At 24.7% G+C, this 16,408-nt stretch carries 18 protein-coding genes and 2 tRNA genes; 17 read left to right on the top strand and 3 right to left on the bottom strand.

Annotated elements, in window-relative coordinates:
* The first annotated feature begins 173 nt into the window (after positions 1-173).
* The 15 genes from H0H66_RS03085 to H0H66_RS03015 all read left to right on the top strand — a co-directional run bounded on the left by H0H66_RS03085 (position 174) and on the right by H0H66_RS03015 (position 12,764).
* Positions 174-1,457, top strand: coding sequence for a mechanosensitive ion channel family protein (locus H0H66_RS03085; protein ID WP_185857956.1), 1,284 nt, complete (start codon positions 174-176; stop codon positions 1,455-1,457).
* Complete coding sequence (locus H0H66_RS03080; RefSeq protein ID WP_185857955.1) at positions 1,451-2,197, top strand: pyridoxine 5'-phosphate synthase; 747 nt, start codon at positions 1,451-1,453, stop codon at positions 2,195-2,197. Before H0H66_RS03085 ends, H0H66_RS03080 begins: the two co-directional genes overlap by 7 nt.
* A complete protein-coding gene (locus H0H66_RS03075) occupies positions 2,181-2,954 on the top strand; it encodes an alpha/beta fold hydrolase (RefSeq protein ID WP_185857954.1) in 774 nt (257 codons plus the stop codon). The genes H0H66_RS03080 and H0H66_RS03075 overlap by 17 nt, the downstream gene beginning before the upstream one ends.
* 33 nt (positions 2,955-2,987) lie before the next feature.
* Positions 2,988-5,252, top strand: a complete 2,265-nt coding sequence (locus H0H66_RS03070) for an aconitate hydratase (RefSeq protein ID WP_185857953.1) — start codon at positions 2,988-2,990, stop codon at positions 5,250-5,252.
* Between the two features lies 1 nt (position 5,253).
* The gene (yidD, locus tag H0H66_RS03065; protein ID WP_185857952.1) at positions 5,254-5,472 is read left to right on the top strand and encodes a membrane protein insertion efficiency factor YidD; all 219 of its coding nucleotides are present in this window, start codon (positions 5,254-5,256) and stop codon (positions 5,470-5,472) included.
* Between the two features lie 12 nt (positions 5,473-5,484).
* Positions 5,485-6,369, top strand: a complete 885-nt coding sequence (gene lgt / locus H0H66_RS03060; protein ID WP_185857951.1) for a prolipoprotein diacylglyceryl transferase — start codon at positions 5,485-5,487, stop codon at positions 6,367-6,369.
* On the top strand, positions 6,369-6,887 hold the full coding sequence (locus tag H0H66_RS03055) for a DUF192 domain-containing protein (RefSeq protein WP_185857950.1): 519 nt from the start codon (positions 6,369-6,371) through the stop codon (positions 6,885-6,887). Before lgt ends, H0H66_RS03055 begins: the two co-directional genes overlap by 1 nt.
* Positions 6,888-6,952: 65 nt before the next feature.
* Positions 6,953-7,285, top strand: a complete 333-nt coding sequence (locus H0H66_RS03050; RefSeq protein WP_185857949.1) for a HesB/IscA family protein — start codon at positions 6,953-6,955, stop codon at positions 7,283-7,285.
* Positions 7,285-8,727, top strand: a complete 1,443-nt coding sequence (sufB, locus tag H0H66_RS03045) for a Fe-S cluster assembly protein SufB (protein WP_185857948.1) — start codon at positions 7,285-7,287, stop codon at positions 8,725-8,727. The genes H0H66_RS03050 and sufB overlap by 1 nt, the downstream gene beginning before the upstream one ends.
* A gap of 12 nt (positions 8,728-8,739) precedes the next feature.
* Positions 8,740-9,495, top strand: a complete 756-nt coding sequence (sufC, locus tag H0H66_RS03040; protein ID WP_185857947.1) for a Fe-S cluster assembly ATPase SufC — start codon at positions 8,740-8,742, stop codon at positions 9,493-9,495.
* A gap of 40 nt (positions 9,496-9,535) precedes the next feature.
* The gene (sufD, locus tag H0H66_RS03035; RefSeq protein WP_185857946.1) at positions 9,536-10,834 is read left to right on the top strand and encodes a Fe-S cluster assembly protein SufD; all 1,299 of its coding nucleotides are present in this window, start codon (positions 9,536-9,538) and stop codon (positions 10,832-10,834) included.
* 8 nt (positions 10,835-10,842) lie between these two features.
* Positions 10,843-12,078, top strand: a complete 1,236-nt coding sequence (locus H0H66_RS03030; protein ID WP_185857945.1) for an aminotransferase class V-fold PLP-dependent enzyme — start codon at positions 10,843-10,845, stop codon at positions 12,076-12,078.
* Between the two features lie 16 nt (positions 12,079-12,094).
* Positions 12,095-12,418: a 50S ribosomal protein L21 gene (gene rplU / locus H0H66_RS03025; protein ID WP_185857944.1), complete on the top strand. Its 324-nt coding sequence runs from the start codon at positions 12,095-12,097 to the stop codon at positions 12,416-12,418.
* A gap of 8 nt (positions 12,419-12,426) precedes the next feature.
* Positions 12,427-12,699, top strand: coding sequence for a 50S ribosomal protein L27 (rpmA, locus tag H0H66_RS03020; RefSeq protein ID WP_185857943.1), 273 nt, complete (start codon positions 12,427-12,429; stop codon positions 12,697-12,699).
* Positions 12,690-12,764, top strand: a tRNA-Arg gene (locus H0H66_RS03015). Before rpmA ends, H0H66_RS03015 begins: the two co-directional genes overlap by 10 nt.
* Positions 12,765-12,788: 24 nt before the next feature.
* Here the strand turns inward: H0H66_RS03015 and H0H66_RS03010 are convergent.
* A tRNA-Ile gene (locus H0H66_RS03010) sits at positions 12,789-12,862 on the bottom strand.
* A 115-nt stretch (positions 12,863-12,977) separates the two neighbouring features.
* On the opposite strand from H0H66_RS03010, the gene H0H66_RS03005 reads away from it, so the two are divergent.
* Both H0H66_RS03005 and H0H66_RS03000 read left to right on the top strand, forming a co-directional pair.
* On the top strand, positions 12,978-13,286 hold the full coding sequence (locus H0H66_RS03005; RefSeq protein WP_185857942.1) for a ribosome-binding factor A: 309 nt from the start codon (positions 12,978-12,980) through the stop codon (positions 13,284-13,286).
* A 17-nt stretch (positions 13,287-13,303) separates the two neighbouring features.
* Complete coding sequence (locus H0H66_RS03000; RefSeq protein WP_185857941.1) at positions 13,304-14,503, top strand: ABC transporter permease; 1,200 nt, start codon at positions 13,304-13,306, stop codon at positions 14,501-14,503.
* Here the strand turns inward: H0H66_RS03000 and H0H66_RS02995 are convergent.
* Positions 14,494-15,411, bottom strand: a complete 918-nt coding sequence (locus tag H0H66_RS02995; protein WP_185858259.1) for a ribonuclease Z — start codon at positions 15,409-15,411, stop codon at positions 14,494-14,496. The two genes, H0H66_RS03000 and H0H66_RS02995, sit on opposite strands and share 10 nt — an antisense overlap.
* Positions 15,412-15,480: 69 nt before the next feature.
* On the bottom strand, positions 15,481-16,278 hold the full coding sequence (locus H0H66_RS02990; protein ID WP_185857940.1) for a CPBP family intramembrane glutamic endopeptidase: 798 nt from the start codon (positions 16,276-16,278) through the stop codon (positions 15,481-15,483).
* Positions 16,279-16,408: the final 130 nt, after the last annotated feature.

Here is a 16,408-nt window from a genome sequence, read left to right as displayed (position 1 = left end):
AAATATAAAATTTTAAAAAATTGAGTCAAAACTTTTATTTTTTTAATAAACTCAATATCTATTATATTATTCAATCTACAAAACATAAAAAATAAAAATCTAAAAAAATTGTTGAAAAAATAACTCAAAATTCACAGTGAATTATTCAATTTTACAGTAAGGAATTTTAGTTTATGTATTATAAAATTTTTATTGAAGAAGTATTCTCAATTATATTTCAAATTCAAGGAATTTATGAGTTTGTTCATAATTTAGATCTAAAAAAATGGGGGACTATCACTCTTGTGATAATTATAAAAATGTTATTTTTCACTGTTTTTGTAGTCATTTTAGAATTTATTTTTAATAGGAGTGTTCGTTTTATAGGTAGAAGAATAGTAAGTTCTACTCATTTTATATGGGATAACATTTTATATGAAAATAAAGTTTTTGATAGTTTAGCTCATTTCTTTCCTTTGTCTATTGGTTTAATATTAATTGAACCATTTTTTAAAGATTATCACACAATTATCATCTATTTAGAAAAAACATTTGATATATTATTTGTTTTAATCGTTCTGCAGTTTTTAATACGAGTAGTGAATTCGATTATGAGAATAGCTACAAGTGAAAATAATCATCAAACAATAGCAGTTCGTTCTTTTTCACAATTACTAAAAATTATTTCCATTATATTTTGTATTTTGGTGATTATTGCTATTCTTACAAAGAATGATCTTATTACTATTTTAACCAGTTTAGGGGCTATAACTGCTTTTGTTATATTAGTATTTAGAGATACAATACTAGGATTTGTTTCAGGAGTGCAAATGGCATCTACAAAAATGATTAAAGTAGGAGATTGGATTAGAATTCCTAAATACAATATAGAAGGAACGGTTATTGAAATCAATTTAACTTCTGCAAAAATAGAGAACTTTGATAAAACTATTACCAGTGTTCCGACTTATGATTTAATTTCCACAGCTGTTACTAATTTTGAATTTATGCGTCAGAAAAATATACGTAGAATTAAAAGGTCTATATTATTCAATATACAATCTTTCCATTTTTGTAATTCAGATAAATTAAAAAAATTTCGAGATGTTTATTTAATAAAAAATTATATTCAAAAAAAACAAAAGGAAATAGATATTTTTAATAAAGAAAAAAATATTGATGTAACCATTAGTATTAATGGAAGAAGATTAACAAATATTGGTCTATTTCGTCAATATGCATTGGAATATTTGTCACAACATCCAAAAATATCACAGACAGAAACTTTGATGGTTAGACATTTAGAAACAACTCCTTATGGATTACCTGTAGAGTTATATTGTTTTACAAATACTTCTGAATCTATTCAGTACGAACAGATACAAGCAAGTGTTTTTGATCATTTATTGACAGCCGCAAAAGAGTTTGACTTAGAAGTAACACAAGTGACTAAAAAAGAAATTTTAAAAAAATGGTAAAATTAAGCGTAAATTTAAATAAATTTGCTACATTAAGAAATGCAAGAGGAGGAAATATCCCTAATGTTTTGCAAGTAGCAGCAGATGTTCAAAGTTTCGGGTGTCATGGGATTACTGTACATCCGCGTCCAGATGAAAGACATATTACCTATAAAGATGTTTATGATATCAGTTCTGTCATCACAACAGAATTAAATGTTGAAGGAAATCCCACTGAAAAATTTATGAGATTAGTATTAGATGTGAAACCGTCACAAGTAACTTTAGTCCCGGATTCTGAGAATACAATAACATCGAATTCTGGATGGGATACTTTTTTATATCAAGATTTTTTAACCCAAAAAATTAAAAAATTAAAAAATAAAGGAATTCGAAGTTCTATTTTTTTGGATCCCAATCCAAAAATGGTTTCATATGCAGCTCGGACTGGAGCCGATGTAATTGAATTATATACGGGATATTTTGCTATAGGATATGCAAATAGAAAATGGAATTGTATTGATTCGTATATTGATACGGCAAAAAATATCGTGAAAAATCATATGTTTATTAATGCTGGACATGATTTAAATTTAGATAATATTTCTTTTTTAATTGATAAAATACCAAATATATCAGAGGTATCAATTGGACATGCTTTAATTAACGAATCTATATATATGGGACTCGAAAACACAATACAAACTTATTTGAAAAGAATTTGTAAAGCAAGTAAATCTGAAAATGATATTACATTCTAAAATTTACGGATCTGGTTATCCTATTTTAGTTTTTCATGGTTTATTTGGAAATGGAAATAATTGGATTTCTTTTGCAAAAAAATTTGAAAAAAATTATCAAATTCATCTATTAGATATTAGAAATCATGGAAATAGTTTTGTTTCCGATAAAATGAATTATAATATTATCTCAAAAGATATATTAAAATATATTTATTATCATAAATTAAATCATCCTGTATTATTAGGGCATTCTATGGGAGGAAGAGCTGTTATGAAATTTTCTATCAATTATCCTATGATTCCAAAAAAAATTATAATTGTAGATATTAGTCCTAAGGCTTATGTCAATAATTTTAATCAAGATAAATTAATTCATATTTTAAAAAAAGTAGATTTTAATGTTATTCATACTAAAAAAGATTTAGATTTTTTTTTAAAAACATGGATTGATGATATCAAAATAAGGTTATTTTTTTTGAAATGTACTCAAAGACAAAAAAACGGAAAATTATGTTTTTCTTTTTCTTTATTGAACATCGAAAAAAATTATAATTCTTTAATTCGTCAAGAAATAAAAGATGGATTTTTCCACGGTCCTACACTTTTTTTACGAGGAGAATATTCAAATTATATTCTTGATAAAGATTACAATGATATACGTAAGTTATTTCCCAAATCTAAAATTTTTACTGTGAAAAAATCTAATCACTGGATTCATATAGATAATCCTATAGATTTTTATCAAAAAATAAGTATTTTTTTAAACGAAATATAATTTATGTATATTATTTTTTAATTAAAAAAATTTATGGTTTTTGATCTTGATATGATTCGAGATTTTTATTCAAATTTTATGTCTAAAATTCGAGAAATTCGGAATTTTGTTAATCATCCTATGACTTATTCGGAAAAAATTTTGTATGCTCATTTAGAAGAAAAAATAAAAATTGAATATAAAAATTTAAGTAATAAATCTTACATGAATTTCTTACCAGACCGTATTGTTATGCAAGATGCTACAGCTCAAATGACGTTATTACAATTTATGCAAACTAAAAAATGCAAAACATGTGTTCCTGCTTCTATTCATTGTGATCATCTCATATCTGCTCAGTATGGATACAACATAGATTTGAAAAATGCTATAGATAAAAATAAAGAAATTTATAACTTTTTAGAATCCGCATCTTATAAATATGGTATCGATTTTTGGAAACCTGGATCAGGAATTATTCATCAGGTTATTTTAGAAAATTATGCATTTCCTGGTGGTATGATTATAGGAACAGATTCTCATACCCCTAACGCTGGAGGATTGGGGATGCTTGCTATAGGAGTTGGTGGATCTGAAGCTGCTGAAGTGATGTCTGGATCGTCTTTAGAATTAAAAATTCCTAAAATCATTGGAGTCCATTTGATAGGAAAAATTAATGGATGGACCTCTCCTAAAGATATAATCTTAAAATTATCTGGCATGATTGGAGTTTCGGGAGCGACAAATCATATTATTGAATATTTTGGAGAAGGAATTGATAGTATTTCTTGTGTTGGAAAAGCTACCATATGCAATATGGGTGCAGAAATAGGGGCAACCGCTTCTTTATTTCCTTATGATGTGAACATGAAAAATTTTTTGAATCAAAATGGAAGAAATCAGGTATCTATAATGATAGAAGAGATAAAAGATTTTTTAAAAGCGGATCCAGAAGTTTATCAACAACCATATAATTATTATGATAAAGTCATAAAATTAGATTTAAAAGTTTTAGAACCACATATTAATGGTCCCTTTACTCCAGATAAAGCCACTCCGATCTCTAAAATGAAAGAGGAAGCCATTCAAAATAATTGGCCAACTAAAATTGAGGTGGGGTTAATTGGTTCATGTACAAATTCTTCTTATGAAGATTTTTCAAAGGCCATATCAATAATTCAACAAGCAAAGAAGAAAAAATTGAGAATTCATTCAGAATATATGGTGTCACCTGGATCACAAAAAGTTTATTCTCTTATCAAAGAAAAAGGGTTTTTATCTTTTTTTAAAGAAATTGGAGCTCAAATTTTTTCTAATGCTTGTGGTCCTTGTATTGGACAATGGGTTAGAAAAAAAAATAAAAAAAACGTGAGAAATACAATTATTCATACTTTTAATAGAAATTTTTCATCTCGTAATGATGGAAATCCAAATACACATGCTTTTATAGCTTCTCCAGAAATTGTTACGGCTTTAATCTTTGCAGGAGATTTAACATTTGATCCTAGAAAAGATATGTTGAAAAATGAAATAGGTGAGTATGTGAAGTTTGAAGAACCTAAATCAATGGAAATTCCTATAAAAAATTTTAATAAAGAAGAATTAGGATATAAAAGTTTTTCAAAAAAAGAAAATAAAAAAAATTTACCCGTTCTTATAGAAAAGAATTCTAAAAGATTACAAATTTTATCTCCATTTTTATCATGGGATGGAAATCATTTGTTTAACATTAGACTTTTAATTAAAACTAAAGGAAAATGTACAACGGATCATATTTCAATGGCGGGGCCATGGTTAAAATATAGGGGTCATCTTGAAAAGATTTCTGAAAATTTGTTAATAGGAGCTGTAAATGCTTTTAATCATAAAAAAAATAAAATAAAAAATCCTATCACAGGAAATTATGGAAGTATTTATGAGGTTTGTAACTTCTATAAGTCAAAAAATATACAAAGTTTGATTGTAGGAGAGGATAACTATGGAGAAGGTTCCTCAAGAGAACATGCGGCTATGGAACCACGTTTTTTAGGAGTTCGTGTTGTTCTTGTTAAATCTTTTTCTAGAATACATGAAACAAATTTGAAAAAACAAGGAATTTTAGCTTTAACTTTTTTAGATTCTAATGATTATTATAAAATTCAAGAAGAAGACATCTTTCATTTTTATATAAATAAAATATGCCCTAATAAAAATATAAAAATAGAATTAATTCATAAAAATGGAAATAAAGAAAAAATTATAGCTCATCATTCTTATAATGAAAAACAGATTCAATGGTTTAAAGCTGGTTCTTCCTTAAATTTTATAAAAAACCAATAAAATGAAAATTATAAGAATTTTTTTCATAAAAATTGTAAAATTTTATCAAATCGTAATATCTCCATATATAGGAAATAATTGCAGATATATTCCTACGTGTTCAAACTATATGATTTTATCATTAAAAAAATTCCATTTTTTTAAAGCAATATTTATAAGTGTGAAAAGAATCATTAAATGTAACCCATGGGGAGCATGGGGCTATGATCCTATAAAATAAATCGAATCAATCATGAAAATATTAGAATATATGATTCATTGGGATCCTATTCACAAATTTAGTTTGTGGAAAGGTTTTTTTATTCATGTTTATAGTCTAATGTTTGTGATTTCTTTTTCATTAGGATGGTACATTATGCAGTATATCTATCAAAATGATAATATAGATAAAAAATATTTGGACCCTTTATTTATATATACTTTTCTTGGAACACTTATAGGAGCAAGATTGGGTCAAGTTTTATTTTATGATTTTTCATATTTTTCAGATCATTGGATTGAAGCTTTTCTTCCTATAAGAGAAAATAATAATAGTTTTTTGTTAGGATTTATAAAAGGTTACGAATTTATTGGTTATAGAGGTTTGTCCAGTCACGGTGCTACTATAGGAATTATTTTATCTAGTTTTTTTTATAATAAAATAATACTAAAAAATAGATCTTTTATTTGGTTATGTGATAGATTATGTCTTCCTGTTTCGATAGCTGCTGTTTTTATAAGAGTAGGAAATTTTTTTAATTCTGAAATAGTCGGAAAGCCATGTAGTGATAAATTACCTTGGGCGGTGAAATTTGTACAAATGGATACAGAATATGGAGAAATCGTTCCTAGACATCCTGCACAAATATATGAATCTATTGGTTATTTCGTGATTTTTTTATTACTTTGGTATTTCTATAAAACAGACAAAAAAAATTATAATGGATTTTTATCCGGAATCTTTTTCATTTTACTTTGGTCTGTCCGTTTTTTAATAGAATTTATGAAAGAACCACAAGGAGAAGAGTTGATTAATTTTCTATCTATAAATACAGGACAATGGCTCAGTGTTCCTTTCATTTTTTTTGGATTTTTTCTTCTGAATCAATCAAAAATTAAAAAATATTTTTTTTCATAATGAAAAAAAGAAATATTTTTTTCCCTACAGGGATCTTTATTATGATATGCATTTTTATAAATTCTTCTGAAAGAGTTGATTATAATTATGATATGTTTTTAGATATCGGAAATATGTTAGAAATAGAATTTATTAAAGATGGAGAATTATATTTAAAAAATAATAATTACATCATCAAAAAAATAGATATAGAATTAGCCGATCAAGATTCAGAAAAAATAAATGGATTAAAATATAGGTCTTCTTTGAAAAAGAATAGAGGTATGTTATTTTCATTCAAAAATCAAGAAGAATATCAAAATATAACAATGAAAGATGTACGAATTCCTCTAGATATTGTATATATAAATCAGTTTGGTATTGTTGTTTTCGTGAATAAACATGTAAGTCCAATGAAAAGTATAGAAATAATTAATTTCACTTCAAATATAAAGTATATTTTAGAAATTAATGCTGGAATGTCAGATAAATGGGGGATAAAAGAAGGAATCACAAAAATTGACTGGTTTATGAAATAATTAATCCTGTAAAAAAATTATCTTTATCTTTTGTAATTAAAATATAATTAAAAATTATAAATATTATGGTTTTTGTAATATCTGAAAAAGCTAAAAATAAATTAATTCATCTTATGAAAAAAGAGGGATTTTCTCATGATGAATCTTTCGTAAGATTTGGAGTCAAAACTGGATGTTGTTCAAGTCTATCTTATGAACTTACTTTTGATCAAAAAAAACAAAAAGGAGATCAACTTTTTCATCAAAAAGAAATGAAAATTTTGATAGATCAAAATAGCATCCCTTATTTAGAAGGAACGACATTAGAATATTCCGATGAATTAAATGGAAAAGGATTTTATTTTAAAAAACCTAAAACCAAAGATACTTGTAGGTGCGGAAAAAGTTTTTCATCATAATGAGAAAAAATAATAAAATACTAAAAAGTTTTTATGAATCTGAATATAAATATGGATTTTATACTTCCATTGAATCAGATAAAATAGCAGAGGGATTAAATGAGGATGTTATTCGTAAAATAACGGAAAAAAAAAAGGAACCTACATGGATGTTAGATTGGAGATTAGAATCTTATCATATATGGAAAAAAATGAATTCCCCAAAATGGGCCAATATAAAATATAAAGTTCCAGATTTTCAAAAAATAAGTTATTATTCTGCTCCTAAAAAAAAAATAGATTTAAACAATTTAGAAGAAATAGATCCAGAATTAATAGATACGTTCAGAAAATTGGGAATTCCTATAGAAGAACAAAAAACACTTTCAGGAATAGCCACGGATATAGTATTAGATTCCGTTTCTTTAGCCACTACATTTCAGAATAAGTTAAAGGATAAAGGAATTATATTTTGTTCTATCAATGAAGCTGTGATAAAATATCCCAATATAGTAAAAAAATATTTAGGTTCAGTTGTATCAAAAAAAGATAATTTTTATGCAGCTTTAAATTCAGCTGTATTTTCAGATGGTTCTTTCTGCTACATTCCAAAAGGAGTACGTTGTCCTATGGAATTATCCACTTATTTTCGCATTAATGAAAGTAAAACGGGACAATTCGAAAGAACTTTAATTATCGCAGATAAAGACTCTTACGTTAGTTATTTAGAAGGATGTACGGCTCCACAAAGAAAAGAAAATCAATTGCATGCTGCTGTTGTAGAAATAATAGCATTGGAGAATGCTGAAATTAAATATTCTACTGTTCAAAATTGGTTTCCCGGAAATAAAAATGGGGAAGGTGGTGTTTTGAATTTTGTCACAAAACGTGGTTTATGTGAAAAAAAAGCCAAAATATCTTGGATACAAGTAGAAACAGGTTCTTCAATCACTTGGAAATACCCATCTTGTATTTTAAAAGGAGATTTTTCCATAGGACAATTTTATTCTTTAGCTTTAACTAAAAACTTTCAACAAGCAGATACAGGAACTAAAATGGTCCACATGGGAAAACATACCAAAAGTCTTATTATATCAAAAGGAATATCCGTTGGAAAAGCTCAAAATAATTATAGAGGATTGGTTAAAATCGATTCTAAAGCCATTCATTCTCGTAATTTTTCTCAATGTGATTCTTTATTAATTGGAAACCAATGTGGAGCTCATACTTTTCCATATATTGATGTATGTAATTCTAATTCTAAAGTTGAACATGAAGCAACAACTTCAAAAATTGGAGAAAATCAAATTTTCTATTGTAATCAAAGAGGAATAGATACAGAAAAAGCAATTTCTTTAATTGTTCATGGTTTTAGTAATGATATTTTGAAAAAACTTCCTATGGAATTTGCAGTAGAAGCCCAAAAACTTTTAGAAATTTCTTTGGAAGGATCTGTCGGATAATAATCAAATTGTATGTTAAGTATAGAAAATTTACATGTTTCTATAGGAAACAAAAAAATACTGAAAGGAATAAATTTAAAAATAAATGCAGGAGAAAGTCATGTTATTATGGGGCCCAATGGTTCTGGAAAAAGCACTCTGGCTTCTGTCATAGCAGGAAAAAAAGAGTATATCATAACTGAAGGAAATATTTATTTTTTAAATAAAAATTTAAAAAATCTTTCACCAGAAGATCGGGCACATTTAGGAATTTTTCTTTCTTTTCAACATCCCATAGAAATACCAGGAGTCTCTATTGTGAATTTTATTAAAACAGCGTTAAATTCTGTTTGTGAAGCAAAAAAGATAAATAAAATATCCGCTAAAGACATTTTATTAAAAATAAAGGAAAAATCTTCTTTATTGAATATTGAAAAAAATTTTTTTTATCGTTCTTTAAATGATGGATTTTCAGGTGGAGAAAAAAAACGTAATGAGATATTTCAAATGATGATGTTAGATCCTTTATTATCTGTTTTAGATGAAGTTGATTCAGGTTTAGATATAGATGCTTTACGTATTGTTGCTAAAGGAATTAACATTTTTAGAAACAATAAAAATTCTATTTTAATTATAACTCATTATAAAAGATTACTAGATTACATCTTTTCAGACTATATCATACATATTTTATATAATGGAAAAATTATTCAGTCAGGAAATCAAAAATTAGCTGAAAAGTTAGAACAAGAAGGATATGACTGGATCATAAATAAATACATAAAATAAAGTATAAAAAGTAATTATTTAATTCTATCTTTATCATTAAATGCAGTTAAGAGAAAAAATAAGTTTATTAATTAATAAATTTTCTTTTTCAAGAAAAAAAGATTCTTATATGTCTTTTTTAAAACGAAAACATTTTGATTTTTTTCATAAAAATGGATTTCCATCGTCGATTAACGAAGAATGGAAAAACACGGATATTAATTCAATTGTTAACCAAGATTATAATATTATTTCTCAACATGAAAAAATAAAAAAAGTAGAAAAAGAAAAAATAGAGAAATTAACTTTTCTTAAAAAAGAAAGATCTTTTATTTTAATTTTTATAGATGGAAAATATAACCCTTTTCTTTCTGAGAAACATACAAAAAATATTTATATATCAAATATAGTATCATTAGATGATGATGAAATTAAAGATTATTATGGAAAATTATCATATCAATATGATGCATTTTATACTTTAAATACATTATTGTTAGAAGATGGAGCCTATATTTATATCCCTAATAATGTTTTTTTAGAAAAACCTATAGAAATTTTACATATTTCTACAGGTATAGAATCTAAAATTATGTTAAATCATAGGAATTTGATTGTAGTAGGAGAATACTCACATGTTAAAATTATAGAACATTATAAATCTTTAAGGAAACATTTTGCCTTTATAAATTATGTGAGTGAGATTTATGCTATGAATCATAGTATAATTGACTACTACAAAGTACAAAATGATTTAGAAGAAACTTCTGTAATAGATAATACATTTTTTAAACAAAACAAAAATAGTAAATGTACCATTTATACATTTTCTTTACAAGGAAATTTTATAAGAAATAATTTAAAATTCTATTCTAATGGAAAAAAAACTTATTCTTATTTGTATGGAATTTCTCTGTTGTCAGGAAAACAATTTGTCGATCATCATACCTCTATAAATCATTTATGTTCAGATTCCTATAGTTTCCAATTGTATAAAAATATTTTATGTGAAAAATCTAAAGGAATTTTTAATGGAAAAATAATTGTGAATGAATTTATAAAAAAGATAAATGCTTTTCAAAAAAATCATAATATACTTCTTTCCAATGATGCGCGTATTTATGCCAATCCTCAATTAGAAATTTATTCTGAATATGTAAAGTGTTCACATGGTTGCACGGTTGGTAATATACGAGAATCTGAGTTATTTTATCTTCAATCAAGAGGAATTCCTGAGAAAAAAGCTAAAATATTATTGTTATCTTCTTTTTTAGAGGAAATGTTAGTTTCTATTCATATTTTGGAATTGAAAAAATATATACATGAAAAAATAAAGGAAAAATTAGATAAATATTTGTAATATATAATATGTTGTCAGAAAAAGAAATACAAAAAATAAGAAATCAATTTCCTATTTTAAAAGAAAAAATATATTCTAATCCTTTAATTTATATGGATAATGCAGCAACAACTCAAAAACCATTAAAGGTCATTCAAGCTTCTCAAAATTATTACTCTACTATGAATTCTAATGTTCATAGAGGATTGCATTATCTCAGTCATAAAGCAACTTTACATGTCGAAAATGTTAGAAAAAAAATTCAAAAATTTATTCATGCAAGACATTCTTCTGAGATTATATTTACAAAAGGAACTACAGAATCAATCAATTTGGTTGCCTCTAGTATAGAATCTTTTATAAAAAAAGGAGATGAAATTATTATTTCTTGTATGGAACATCACTCAAATATTGTTCCATGGCAAATTCTTTGTAAAAAAAAAGGTGCTATTTTAAAAATCATATCCATTTACGATAATGGTTTTTTAAAATTAACAGATTTGAAATTTTTGATTTCAAATAGAACCAAAATAGTGTCTATTAGTCATATATCTAATGTACTAGGGATTATTAATCCCATTAAATATATTATTGAAAAAGCTCATCAATATGGAGCTTTAGTTTTAATTGATGGGGCTCAAGCTCCTTCTAATTTAGATTTAAATGTACAGAATTTAAATGTTGATTTTTATGTTTTTTCGGCTCATAAAATGTATGGACCTACTGGAATTGGTATATTGTATGGTAAAAAAAAAATATTGGAAAAATTATATCCTTATCAATTTGGAGGTGAAATGATTCAAAATGTAAATTTTGATCAAACAACTTATTCCGATTTACCGTTCAAATTTGAAGCAGGAACCCCAAATATAGAAGGAATTATTGTATGGAGACATGCAATAGATTTTGTAGAAGAAATAGGAATATCAAATATTCAATCTTACAAAAAAAAGCTTTTGATGTATGCCATAAAACGTTTATCTTCAATAGATGGAATTCAATTATATGGAGATGATAAAAAAATATCTGATAAATCTGGAATTATTTCCTTTAATTTATATGAATTGCATTGTTTTGATGTGGGTATTATTTTAGATCGTTTAGGAATTGCAGTTCGAACAGGACATTTATGTGCACAACCTCTTATGAATTTTTTTAAAGTTTCAGGAATGATTCGTGTTAGTTTTTCTATATATAATACTTTTGAAGAAATCGATTATTTATTTGAAGGTCTTTTAAAAGCAAAAAAAATATTACTAAAATAAATTATTAAAATTATTTATGATATATGCGATTGTCAATATAAAAGATAAACAATTTAAACTTGTTGAAAATAAATATATTTATGTTCCTCATATTTCTGCAAAAATAGGTGATAAAATATTATTAAATCAAGTTTTTTTGTTTTATAAAGAAGGAAAACTTCTTTTAGGATATCCTTTTTTAGATAGAATAAGTATCGAAATCGAAATATTACAACATATAAAAGGGAAAAAGATATTTATTTTTAAAAAAAAAAGAAGAAAGGGTTATAAAGTAAAGAATGGATTTAGACCTTTATTTTCCAAAATCAAAATTATTTCTTTTTTAGAAAAAAAACAATAAAATAATATATGGCTCATAAAAAAGGTTCTGGAAGTTCTAGAAATGGAAGAGATTCTATAGGAAGAAGATTGGGTATAAAAATATATGGGAACCAATATGTAAATTCTGGTAATATTATACTTCGTCAACGAGGAACAAAACATTATCCTGGAAATAATGTAGGGATAGGAAAAGATCATACTTTATACGCAAAAAAAAATGGTTATGTTTCGTTTAAGAAAGTAAAAAAAAATAAATCAATTGTTTCTGTTATAGAGACATTATCTAATGAGACTGGGTAGTTCAATTAGGATAGAACAACAGTTTCCTAAACTGTAAGTTGTGGGTTCGAATCCCTCCCCGGTTACAAACCGTTACAAAACAAACACAATGGTCCCAGCTGGATTTGAACCAGCGACTCCCTGATTATGAGTCAGGTGCTCTAACCAACTGAGCTATGGGACCTTAAAATACAATAGAATGGAAACTGTACAAGTTTACAACATTATTTTTCCTATTACAAATTTTTTGTTAATTTTTTTCATGTCATACTTCTAAAAGTTATTTAATTAACAAAACTATGAAAAAAATGAGTTTGATTAGAAATGAGAAATTATCTTCAATATTTTTTATGGAAATCGCGGAAATTCTTAATGAAGAAATTTTTTATAGTCAAAATAAAAGTAAATTTTTAGTGACTTTAATTAAAATATGTATTACTTCTGATATGAATTTAATCAAAGTATATGTTAGTATTTATCCTTTTTTAGATAAAAGTATACTGAAATCTATTCGTTATAGATCTAGATTTTATAGAAAGATACTTTCTAAAAAACTAAGATATCGTGTTAAAAAAATTCCAAAATTAGATTTTTTTCCATCTGTATAATCCTTTTTAATAGTATTTTGAATACTTCTTTATATATATCTATACGTTATTTTTTTTCTAAAAAAAGGACGAACCTTGTTAACATTATTGTTTTTTTATCCATTTTATCTATTAGTGTTTCCACATTTTCTTTATCTACGATTTTATTTATTTTTTCTGGATTAGAAAATTTAAATAAAAAATTTTATCAAATTCATTATCCGGATATTACAATTTCCTATTCTAATGAAAAAGATTTTGTGATTGATGATAATATTATAAAAAAAATAAAATCTATACAAGGAATTCTAGCTTTTTCTAAAACCATGGAAAAAAAAGTTTTTTTTCGTTATAACAATCATGAATATTTTATTGTTTTAAAAGGAGTAGATATAGAATACGAAAAAGTAATGAATAAATTTAAAAAAATAGATTTTAAAAAAAATAGATTTGATTGTTTAAATATATATGTAGGATGGTCTTCATTAATTTCATGTTTTTCAATATTATATAATGACATAAATGTCCCTTTACAAATATTTATTTTGGATCATCAAAAAAATAAAAAAAATGTTTTTTCTTCATTTATTATGAAACAAAAAGTTTATATAAAAGGAATTTTTTATTTCAGTCCTAAAATAGATAGAAAGTATTTGTTTTGTGATTTATATGAACTTCAAAATATAATGAAAAAAAAAGTTTTTCATACATTAGAAATTAAAATTCATGATAAGGCTAATGTATATAATTTGAAAAAAATTTTAGTAAAAAAATTAGGGAAAAAATTAGATGTAATAACACGTGTAGAAAGAGAAAAAATTTTATATAAAATTATAAATACAGAAAAGATATTTATATATTTTTTATTTCTATTAATGATTTTAATTACTGGATTTAATTTATTTGGTGCTATTTTTATTTTACAATTAGATAAAGTTAAAGAACTTTTTACATTATGGAGTCTAGGTTTTTCTTTATATAGAATTAAAATGATATTTTTCTATATTGGATTTATGATTACTATTTTTGGTTGTTTAAGTGGACTATTTATATCTTATATTACTTCTTTAGTACAAGAAAAATATAGAATATTTAAAATAGAAAAAGAAATACCTTTTCCTGTCAAAATTACACTAGAAGATTCTTTTATGGTTATTTGTATGATCCTAATAATAGGATCCATCATATCTTTTTATTCTTTAAAAAGAATGAATAACATGATTTATTATTATAAATAATAAGTTTTTAAAGGTTCAGATGCTTCTACATTAAAAAATATTTTTTTTGCTTCTTTTTCAAATTCTTTAATATTAGGAAATCTGTTTGAATAATGGCCTAACAGTAATTTTTTTACTTTAGCTTTTTTAGCTATGTACGCAGCTTGATTTGCGGTAGAATGACCTGTATTGATAGCTCTATTCTCTTCTTTTTTTAGAAAAGTAGATTCGTGATATAATAAATCTACATATTTTATATGTTCAATGATAGGCAAGTAAAAAGAGGTATCTGAACAAAAAGCATAAGATAATATTTTGGGGGGAGGAAAGGTTAATTGGTTATTAGGAATAATCCTCCCATCATGAGATTTAAAATCTTTTCCTAATTTTAAATTTTTATAGTCTATTATTTTAATATCGGATATTTTTTTAATTTCTTCTATATTTAATTTTCTATGGCTAGGTTTTTCTTTAAAAAGAAATCCATTTGTATATATTCTATGTTTTAATGGGATAGAAAAAATTTCTATTTTGTCATTCTCCATAATTTTATCCAATTTTTTAGATGATAATTCAACATAATTTATACAATATTTAAGTCTCGTATAAGACCATTTAAAATGAATATCTATGATTTCTTTTAATCCTTTTGGAGCATAAATACTTACTGGTTTTTCTCTACCTAACAAATGAAAAGTAGACAATAATCCTATCAATCCAAAGAAATGATCTCCATGTAAATGAGATATAAATATGTGTATTATTTTATTAAATTTTATTTTTGCTTTTCTTAACTGAACTTGTGTACCTTCTCCGCAATCAATAAGAAAGGAAAAGCCTTTCATTTCCAATATTTGAGCCGTGGGATGAAACTGATTTGTAGGGATGGAAGAATGACATCCCAAAATAGTTAATGAAGGCTTTTTCATCATGAAAAGTTGTTTTAATGAATTTTATAATTCATCTTGTTTTTTTTGTATAATATGAAAAAATGAATTTTATATTTTTCCTCTTTTTTTAAAAAGAAAAAAACATCCACTAATTATTATAGTGGTTGCAATTATTAATATTAATTCCATATTTATACTTACTTCTTTTGATAATGTAGGATCTTCATTTTTCATCAATAAAAACATAGTGAATATAGCGAAAGCATTATTAAATATATGTAATAATATACAGTTTATAATAGAAGAAGTTATAAAATAAATGAAACCAATAAAACTTCCAATGATAATTCCTCCTACAAATTGCCATGGATTCATATGAGTTAATCCAAATAAAAACGAGGAAAATAAAATAGCTTTGATAGGATGTATTTTATTTTTTAACATTCCATTTAAAATGATTCCTCTAAAAAGAACTTCTTCACATATAGGAGCTAATAATACTGTCGTAGAAAAAAAAGGAATTGGGTTTTTAATTTCTTCTTTTAAAAATTCTTCAATTTCTTTGTACATATTACCTAATATCGGTCCTTCTCTTGGAACTAGTGAAGAAATATATTCATTAACAATGATCATACAAAACATCATACAAAAAATAATTAAATAAATATACCATGGAGATAATTTCATAGATAAATCTATAATAAGATTTTTTTTTTGAGCTTTATGAGATATAAAAAGAAATAAAAAAATGAAAGGAAGAGTATATGATATTGAAAATATCATACTTTCAGGTAAATTAATATAAATCAATAATTTTCTTAAAATTACATTGAAAAAATTTAAAGTAGTAAATCCCAATATTAGTAAAATTGATTCGATATAATTTATTTTAAAATAATTCTTCATAATAAATGTTAAAATTCGTCTTTTATTTTAATAATTTTATTGATATTTTTTTTAATCGATCCACATTTCATATTATGAAAATCTTTTACTTTAGTAAAAGTTTCCTTTATTTTTTAAAAGATAACAACAA

This window comes from Blattabacterium cuenoti, from assembly GCF_014251595.1.
GTDB lineage: Bacteria > Bacteroidota > Bacteroidia > Flavobacteriales > Blattabacteriaceae > Blattabacterium > Blattabacterium cuenoti_Q.
The sequence above is the reverse complement of the archived record's forward strand: the minus strand, read 5'-3'. Positions and strand labels throughout refer to the sequence as shown.

Excerpts from the sequence above, each read along its gene's own strand:
- H0H66_RS03075 (WP_185857954.1), top strand. The coding sequence starts at position 2,181 with ATGATATTACATTCTAAAATTTACGGATCTGGTTATCCTATTTTAGTT.
- H0H66_RS03030 (WP_185857945.1), top strand. The coding sequence starts at position 10,843 with ATGTTGTCAGAAAAAGAAATACAAAAAATAAGAAATCAATTTCCTATT.
- H0H66_RS03050 (WP_185857949.1), top strand. The coding sequence starts at position 6,953 with ATGGTTTTTGTAATATCTGAAAAAGCTAAAAATAAATTAATTCATCTT.
- H0H66_RS03055 (WP_185857950.1), top strand. The coding sequence starts at position 6,369 with ATGAAAAAAAGAAATATTTTTTTCCCTACAGGGATCTTTATTATGATA.
- sufB (WP_185857948.1), top strand. The coding sequence starts at position 7,285 with ATGAGAAAAAATAATAAAATACTAAAAAGTTTTTATGAATCTGAATAT.
- H0H66_RS03080 (WP_185857955.1), top strand. The coding sequence starts at position 1,451 with ATGGTAAAATTAAGCGTAAATTTAAATAAATTTGCTACATTAAGAAAT.
- H0H66_RS02995 (WP_185858259.1), bottom strand. The coding sequence starts at position 15,411 with ATGAAAAAGCCTTCATTAACTATTTTGGGATGTCATTCTTCCATCCCT.
- sufD (WP_185857946.1), top strand. The coding sequence starts at position 9,536 with ATGCAGTTAAGAGAAAAAATAAGTTTATTAATTAATAAATTTTCTTTT.
- H0H66_RS03085 (WP_185857956.1), top strand. The coding sequence starts at position 174 with ATGTATTATAAAATTTTTATTGAAGAAGTATTCTCAATTATATTTCAA.
- yidD (WP_185857952.1), top strand. The coding sequence starts at position 5,254 with ATGAAAATTATAAGAATTTTTTTCATAAAAATTGTAAAATTTTATCAA.
- lgt (WP_185857951.1), top strand. The coding sequence starts at position 5,485 with ATGAAAATATTAGAATATATGATTCATTGGGATCCTATTCACAAATTT.
- H0H66_RS02990 (WP_185857940.1), bottom strand. The coding sequence starts at position 16,278 with ATGAAGAATTATTTTAAAATAAATTATATCGAATCAATTTTACTAATA.
- H0H66_RS03005 (WP_185857942.1), top strand. The coding sequence starts at position 12,978 with ATGAAAAAAATGAGTTTGATTAGAAATGAGAAATTATCTTCAATATTT.
- rplU (WP_185857944.1), top strand. The coding sequence starts at position 12,095 with ATGATATATGCGATTGTCAATATAAAAGATAAACAATTTAAACTTGTT.
- H0H66_RS03070 (WP_185857953.1), top strand. The coding sequence starts at position 2,988 with ATGGTTTTTGATCTTGATATGATTCGAGATTTTTATTCAAATTTTATG.
- sufC (WP_185857947.1), top strand. The coding sequence starts at position 8,740 with ATGTTAAGTATAGAAAATTTACATGTTTCTATAGGAAACAAAAAAATA.
- rpmA (WP_185857943.1), top strand. The coding sequence starts at position 12,427 with ATGGCTCATAAAAAAGGTTCTGGAAGTTCTAGAAATGGAAGAGATTCT.